The organism is Streptomyces macrosporus (assembly GCF_039533145.1).
Taxonomy (GTDB): Bacteria; Actinomycetota; Actinomycetes; order Streptomycetales; family Streptomycetaceae; genus Streptomyces; species Streptomyces macrosporus.
The window spans coordinates 586,264-593,560 of the sequence record NZ_BAAASZ010000020.1 but is presented as its reverse complement, the minus strand read 5'-3'; the positions used below and the strand labels follow the sequence as shown (position 1 = coordinate 593,560).

The following is a 7,297-nucleotide window of genomic DNA, read 5'->3' as shown; positions in this document are numbered from 1 at the left end:
GTCGTGCGGTCGCCGGTGGCCCGTCGACCCGGAGCCGGGCGGCGGGGCGGGTCAGACGGCGAGCGCCTGGGCCCGGCGCTTCACCTCGGTCCCGCGATTCTCGCGCAGTGCCTGCGCCGGGGTGCCGGGCAGGGTGTCGTCAGGGGTGAACAGCCACTCCAGCATCTCCTCGTCACTGAAGCCGTCGTCCTTGAGCAGGGTGATCGTCCCGGACAGCCCCTTCACGATCCGACCCTCGCCGATGAAGTCGGCCGGCACCTGGAGCACCTTGTTCTCGCCGCGGCGCACCGCGATGAGCTGACCCTCCTTGATCAGCTGCCGCACGCGCGTCACCTCGACGCCGAGCCGCTCGGCGACGTCGGGGAGGGTGAGCCAGGCCGGGACGAGAGCATCGGTCTTCGCGTCAATCTCGGTCACGGCACAAGCCTGCCACCTCGCACCGACAGTCACTAGCGCACGGCGCTCTTCAGGGGAACGGTCGGGTCGGCCGCCCGCGCCGGGTCGAGTACGGCCGCGCGTTCGATCAGCTTCCGGCCCTGGGCGACGTCGCGCGGCCGTCCCACCGCCAGCAGCGCGTTCAGCGCGCCGTCGCGCAGCCAGCACACCGACCAGGACGCGCCCTGCGGATCGCCGCGCCACAGCAGCTCGTCGCGGTCGTCGTGGTGGCCGACGTACTGGACGAAACGGCCGAACTGCTCGGACCAGAAGTACGGCACCGGGTCGTACGGCGGTGTCTCGGCCTCGCCCACCACCAGCAGCGAGGCGACCGTGCGGGGTCCCTGGAGCGCGTTGTCCCAGTGGTGCACCAGCAGCCGGCGGCCGTAGCGGGCGGAGGGGAAGGAGGCGCAGTCGCCGACGGCGTACACGTCGGGGGCGGACGTGCGCAGCCGCTCGTCGGCGAGCACCGCGCCGTCCTCGCCCAGCGCCACGCCCGAGCCCGCCAGCCAGCCGGTGGCCGGACGCGCGCCGACCCCGGCCACCACGGCCCGGGCGGGCAGCGACGAGCCGTCGGCGAGCTCCACCACGCGCGGGTGCGCGGCGCCGACCCGCACACCGGTGACGGCGCGCCCGGTGAGCAGGTCGACGCCGGCCTCCTCGTACCAGCGGCGCATGTGCTCCGCGACCTCGGGCGGCAGCGCCCCGGCCAGCGGCCGGTCGGCGGCCTCGACCACCGTCACCGGGCAGTCCGCCTCGCGGGCGGCGGTGGCGAACTCCGCGCCGATCCAGCCCGCCCCGACCACCACCACGTGCTGCCGGGCGTCGAGCACCGGACGCAGCCGCTCGGCGTCGTCGAGGGTGCGCAGCAGGTGCACCAGCCCGCTCTCGGCGCCGGGCAGGGGGATCGGCTCGGCGCCGGTGGCGAGGACCAGGTGGTCGTACGGCAGCGGTCCGGCGTCGGTGTCCACCTCGTGGTCGCCGGTGCGCAGCCCGGTGGCGTTGCGCCCCAGGAGCAGCTCGACGCCGAGCGCGTCGAAGTCGACGTCGAAGGCGGAGTCGGCGGCCTTGCCCGTCAGCACCGCCTTGGACAGCGGCGGCCGGTCGTAGGGCCGGTGCGGTTCGGCGCCGACCACGGTGATCGTCCCGGGCCAGTCCTGCTCGCGCAGTTGCACGGCGGTCTGCACCCCGGCCGGCCCGGCTCCGACGACGAGGACCCGCTGCCCGCTCTGCTCGGTTCGCACGCTCACGCGATCACTCTAGGAGGTCGGCGGGGCCCCGGGGAGCGCGCACCGGATTCCCCGCGGGCCTCGCCCGGACCCGATCCGTCCGGGCTCCCCTTCTGCCGCGCCGGGGCCCACAGTAGGGTGAGCGGCGAATCGAGGGACGAACTCGCGGGAGCCCGGCGCACCGGGCTGAGAGGGAGGCTTGCGCGGCCTCCGACCGTACGAACCTGATCCGGGTCATGCCGGCGAAGGGAGGGGCGCGACGCCCATGCGCGTGGTGATCATCGGCGGTGGCGTGATCGGGCTGGTCACGGCCTGGCGGACCGCTCAGCGGGGCGCGGAGGTCACGGTCGTCGACCCGGAGCCGGGCGGCGGGGCGGCGGGGGTCGCGGCCGGGATGCTGGCGGCCGTCACCGAACTGCACTACGGCGAGGAGGCCCTGCTCGCCCTCAACCTCGCCTCCGCGCGCCGCTATCCGGCCTTCGCGGCCGAGCTGGAGGAGGCGTCCGGCCGGGAGATCGGCTACCGCGCCTGCGGCACCCTCGCCGTCGCCCTGGACGCCGACGACCGCGCCCACCTGCGGGAGTTGCACGCGCTCCACCGGCGCTGCGGACTGGACTCGACGTGGCTGACCGGCCGGGAGTGCCGCCGCCTGGAGCCGATGCTCGCCCCGGGGGTGCGCGGCGGGCTGCGCGTGGACGGCGACCACCAGACCGATCCCCGGCGGCTGACGGCCGCGCTGCTGACCGCCTGCGAACGCGCCGGGGTGGTCTTCGTCCGGCGGCGGGCCGAACGGCTGGCGGTCGCCGGCGACCGGGCGGCGGGGGCGGTCCTGGCGGACGGCACCACGGTGGAGGCCGACCGGGTGGTGGTGGCGGCCGGCAGCGAGAGCGGGCGGCTGGCGGGGGTGCCCGAGGAGGTGCTGCCGCCGGTGCGTCCGGTCAAGGGCCAGATCCTGCGGCTGCGCGTCCCGCCGGCGTACGCGCCCTTCCTCTCCCGCACCGTGCGGGCGCTGGTCCGCGGCGGCCACGTCTACCTGGTGCCGCGCGCGGACGGCGAGCTGGTGCTCGGCGCCACCAGCGAGGAGCTGGGCTGGGACACCACGGTGACCGCGGGCGGCGTCTACGAGCTGCTGCGCGACGCGCACGAGCTGGTGCCCGGCATCACCGAGCTGCCGCTGGTGGAGACGCGGGCGGGGCTGCGCCCCGGCTCCCCCGACAACGCGCCGCTGCTCGGTCCGACCGCCCTGCCCGGCCTGCACCTGGCCACCGGCCACCATCGCAACGGGGTGCTGCTCACCCCGATCACCGGCGACGCCCTGGCCGAGACCCTGACCACCGGGGACGTCCCCGAGGAGATCCGTCCCTTCACCCCCCGGCGCTTCGACCGCACGCTCCAGGAGAGCCCCGCATGAGCACCCACGTCACCATCCACGTCAACGGCGAGCCCCGCGAGGTCGCGGCCGGCCTCACCCTCGACCGGCTCGTGGCGACCCTCACCACCGCGTCCACGGGCGTCGCCGCGGCCGTCAACGAGACGGTCGTACCGCGCGGGCGGTGGCCGCGGACGCCCCTCGGCGACGGCGACCGCGTCGAGGTCCTGACCGCAGTCCAGGGAGGCTGAACCGACCATGGCCGACGATCCGCTCACCATCGGCGACACCACCTTCGCCTCCCGGCTCATCATGGGCACGGGCGGCGCGCCCAGCCTGGACGTCCTGGAGAAGGCGCTGGTCGCCTCGGGCACCGAGCTGACCACCGTCGCGATGCGGCGCGTGGACCCCACCGTGCGGGGGTCGGTGCTGTCGGTGCTGGAGCGGCACGACATCCGCGTGCTGCCCAACACCGCCGGCTGCTTCACCGCCGGCGAGGCCGTGCTCACCGCCCGGCTGGCCCGCGAGGCGCTGGGCACCGACTGGGTCAAGCTGGAGGTCGTCGCCGACGAGCGCACCCTGCTGCCCGACCCGGTGGAGCTGCTGGAGGCCGCCGAGACGCTGGTGGACGACGGCTTCACCGTCCTGCCGTACACCAACGACGACCCCGTCCTGGCCCGGAGGCTGGAGGACGTGGGCTGCGCGGCGATCATGCCGCTGGGCTCGCCCATCGGCTCGGGCCTGGGCATCCGCAACCCGCACAACTTCCGGCTGATCGTCGAGCGGGCGTCCGTCCCGGTCATCCTCGACGCGGGCGCGGGCACCGCCTCGGACGTCTCGCTCGCCATGGAGCTGGGCTGCGCCGCGGTGATGCTGGCCTCGGCGGTCACCCGCGCCCAGGAGCCGGTGCTGATGGCCGAGGCGATGCGGCACGCGGTGGAGGCGGGACGGCTGGCGTACCGGGCGGGCCGCATCCCGCGCCGGCACTTCGCGCTGGCGTCCTCGCCGACGGAGGGGATGGCCGACCTCGATCCGGAGCGGCCGGCGTTCGGGTGACGGACGGCCCCGCCACGGGGGGCCGGGCGGTGGGGGCGGCGCTTCCCGTGTCGCACCGGTGCCGCGGTTTCGTCACCGTTCGGCACCGTTCCGGTGCGCCTGCGGCCGGCGCGGGCGGCGGCGGGGACGGCGGCTCGTAGACTCTGGGCCGTGGACACGACCCTCCAGGACCCCTTGATCGGGCACGTGCTCGACGGCCGGTACCGCGTGGAAGCGCGCATCGCCGTCGGCGGCATGGCCACGGTCTACCGGGCCCTGGACACCCGGCTCGACCGGGTGCTCGCCCTGAAGGTGATGCACCCCTCCCTGGCGACCGACGCCTCGTTCGTCGAGCGGTTCATCCGGGAGGCGAAGTCGGCCGCGCGCCTGGCGCACCCCAACGTGGTGGGGGTCTTCGACCAGGGCTCCGACGGCGGCTACGTCTACCTGGCGATGGAGTACGTCGAGGGCTGCACGCTGCGCGACGTCCTGCGCGAGCGCGGCGCCCTCCGGCCGCGCGCCGCCCTGGAGATCCTGGAGGCGGTGCTCGCCGCGCTGGGCGCCGCCCACCTGGCGGGGCTGGTGCACCGCGACGTGAAGCCGGAGAACGTCCTGATAGGGGACGACGGGCGGGTGAAGGTCGCCGACTTCGGCCTGGTGCGGGCCGTGGACCAGCAGACCTCCGTCTCCACCGGTTCGGTGATGGGCACCGTCTCCTACCTCGCCCCCGAGCAGATCGAGCACGGCACCGCCGACGCCCGGGCCGACGTCTACGCGTGCGGCGTGGTGCTGTACGAGATGCTGACCGGCGCCAAGCCGCACCCCGGCGGCACCCCGGCCCAGGTGCTCTACCAGCACCTGCACGAGGACGTGCCGCCCCCGTCCGCCGCCGTCCCCGGCCTGGCCGCCGCGCTGGACGACCTGGTGGCCCGTACCGCCGCCCGCGACCCCGAGCGGCGTCCGACCGACGCCGTCGGGCTGCTGGCCGAGGTCCGCGCGGTGCGGCAGTCGCTGACCGACGAGCAGCTCGACGCCGTGCCCCCGGCCGCGGCCCCCGATCCGGCCGGCGCGCCCGTCGGCTCCGAGGATCGCACCACCGTCCTTCCGCGCCGCGCGTCCGCGGTCCCGCCGGACGCCGGCGCCACGCACCACACCAGCGTGCTGCCCGCGCCGCCGCGCCCGGCCGACGGCTCGGCCGGACGGCCGCGGGCCGGCTCGCGCGGGCGCCGCTCGGCGCCGGCGGTGGTCGCGGCCGTCCTGCTGCTCCTGGGCGTGGGCCTGGGCGTGTGGTACGTCAACTCCGGCCAGTTCACCCGGACCCCCGGTGTGCTCTCCATGACCGAGGCCGAGGCCAAGAGGGCCGTCGAGGAGGCCGGGCTGGACTGGAGGATCGCCCGGGACTACAGCGAGACCGTGGAGAGGGGACGGGTCATCGCCACCGACCCCGGCCGCGGCGAGCGCATCCGCGGCAACGGCACGGTCACCATCACCGTCTCCCGCGGCCCCGAGCGGGTCGAGGTCCCCGACGTGACGGGCGTCCCGTTGGCCGAGGCACGCGCGCGGCTCAAGGACGCCGGGCTGGCGCCGGGCATGGTGACCAGGGAGTTCGACGCGGACGTCGAGCGGGGCTCGGTGGTCCGCACGGACCCGGAGGAGGGCACCGAGCGCCGTCCCGGCGCGGCGGTGGCCCTCGTGGTCTCCAAGGGGGAGCGCATCGAGGTCCCGGACGTCGTCGGCGAGAGCGAGGGCGCGGCGCGACAGCGGCTGACCGAGGCCGGTCTGAAGGTCGAGGTGGCCCCGGAGCGGGTGTTCTCGGAGGAGGAGGCGGGCACGGTCGCCCGGCAGTCCCCCGGCGAGGGCGCGGTCGCGGCCGAGGGCGACACCGTCAGGCTCACCGTCTCCAAGGGTCCGGACACGGTCGAGGTCCCCGACGTGGAGGGGATGGCGGAGGACGAGGCCCGGCGGTCCCTGGAGGACGCGGGCTTCGAGGTGAAGGTCCGCAGGATCTTCCTCACCGGCACGGTCTTCGACCAGTCCGTGGACGGCGGCGAGCGGGCGCCGCGCGGCTCGACGATCACGATCTGGGTGCGTTGAGCCGGTAACGGACCGTCACGTGGGCGGGCCACGGTTGTGAGTCGCCCCATAGGACGTGCGTCACGTACGAAGGTCCGTAGTGGGCGCTCCGTCCGCTTCGAGCAGGGAAAACGGCCTTTCGGGAGCGAGCGGGCCGGAGGTTCCTACGAGGCGGGGTAGTACATCCCGCCTTTGTCCGGATAAGTTCCGGACGCTAACAATGCAACGGTCGCACGGCGCCGAGGAGCAGAACCCGGCGCACCCCCTCCGGCCCCACGGCCGGTCCGGATGATCCGGCTCCGCGACGCAAGCGATCGGAAGAGGTTCTCCTCCCCCATGACCGTTGCCACCTTTCTCGACCAGTTCCGCACGGCCGGTACCCGCAAGCTCTCGGCCATCGGCATAGCCGCGGCCACCGGCGCCGCCACCCTGGCCCTCGGCTTCGCCCCGGGCGAGGAGATGGCGCCGGCGGCCTCGTCCCAGTCCGCTCCCGCCCCGGTGAAGCTGTCCGTCGAGGACAACGGCTCCGCCCTCCAGGCGGGCAACCTGCGCGAGCAGTCGGCCGTCGCCTTCCAGCAGGCGCAGAACGACGCCGCCGAGGAGGAGCGGAAGGCCGAACAGCGGCAGGCCGAGCAGCAGAAGACCGCCGCCGCCGAGATGGCCGCGGAGAAGGAGCAGGCCCGGCAGCAGGCGGAGGCCGAGCGGCAGGCCGCCGAGGAGCGGGCCGCCGAGCGGCAGGCCGCCGCCCGCTCCGCCGAGCGGGAGCGGCAGCAGGCCGCCCCCACCTACCCGGACAACCTGGACGGCTGGATCCGCGAGGCCCTGGCCATCATGGAGCGCGAGGGCATCCCGGGCAGCTACGAGGGCATCCACCGCAACATCATCCGCGAGTCCAGCGGCAACCCCCGGGCCATCAACACCTGGGACATCAACGCCCAGAACGGCATCCCCTCCAAGGGTCTGCTCCAGGTGATCCCGCCCACCTTCGAGGCGTACCACGTCGAGGGCACCTCCTGGGACATCTACGACCCGGTGGCCAACATCGTCGCGGCCTGCAACTACGCGGCCGACCGGTACGGCTCGATGGACAACGTCTACTCGGCCTACTGATCCCTCCGGGGGCGGACGCACCCCCACCGATCGGCCCGGCGGCCCG

7 protein-coding genes and 1 riboswitch are annotated in these 7,297 nt (G+C 75.1%); of the genes, 5 read left to right on the top strand and 2 right to left on the bottom strand.

Annotated elements, in window-relative coordinates; genetic code table 11:
* Positions 1-51 precede the first annotated feature (51 nt).
* Together ABD335_RS14660 and ABD335_RS14655 are read right to left on the bottom strand one after the other, a co-directional pair.
* A complete protein-coding gene (locus ABD335_RS14660; RefSeq protein WP_344322777.1) occupies positions 52-417 on the bottom strand; it encodes an Rv2175c family DNA-binding protein in 366 nt (121 codons plus the stop codon).
* A 32-nt stretch (positions 418-449) separates the two neighbouring features.
* Positions 450-1,685: an NAD(P)/FAD-dependent oxidoreductase gene (locus ABD335_RS14655; RefSeq protein ID WP_344322776.1), complete on the bottom strand. Its 1,236-nt coding sequence runs from the start codon at positions 1,683-1,685 to the stop codon at positions 450-452.
* 141 nt (positions 1,686-1,826) lie between these two features.
* Positions 1,827-1,918, top strand: a riboswitch (TPP riboswitch).
* An 11-nt stretch (positions 1,919-1,929) separates the two neighbouring features.
* Here ABD335_RS14655 and thiO point away from each other — a divergent pair.
* From thiO to ABD335_RS14630, 5 genes are all read left to right on the top strand, one after another.
* A complete protein-coding gene (gene thiO / locus ABD335_RS14650) occupies positions 1,930-3,075 on the top strand; it encodes a glycine oxidase ThiO (protein ID WP_344322775.1) in 1,146 nt (381 codons plus the stop codon).
* The gene (gene thiS / locus ABD335_RS14645; RefSeq protein ID WP_344322774.1) at positions 3,072-3,284 is read left to right on the top strand and encodes a sulfur carrier protein ThiS; all 213 of its coding nucleotides are present in this window, start codon (positions 3,072-3,074) and stop codon (positions 3,282-3,284) included. Before thiO ends, thiS begins: the two co-directional genes overlap by 4 nt.
* Positions 3,285-3,291: 7 nt before the next feature.
* Positions 3,292-4,089, top strand: coding sequence for a thiazole synthase (locus ABD335_RS14640; RefSeq protein WP_344322773.1), 798 nt, complete (start codon positions 3,292-3,294; stop codon positions 4,087-4,089).
* Between the two features lie 150 nt (positions 4,090-4,239).
* Positions 4,240-6,162, top strand: a complete 1,923-nt coding sequence (pknB, locus tag ABD335_RS14635; RefSeq protein ID WP_344322771.1) for a Stk1 family PASTA domain-containing Ser/Thr kinase — start codon at positions 4,240-4,242, stop codon at positions 6,160-6,162.
* Positions 6,163-6,477: 315 nt separating this feature from the next.
* Positions 6,478-7,251, top strand: coding sequence for a transglycosylase SLT domain-containing protein (locus ABD335_RS14630; protein ID WP_344322770.1), 774 nt, complete (start codon positions 6,478-6,480; stop codon positions 7,249-7,251).
* Positions 7,252-7,297 lie beyond the last annotated feature (46 nt).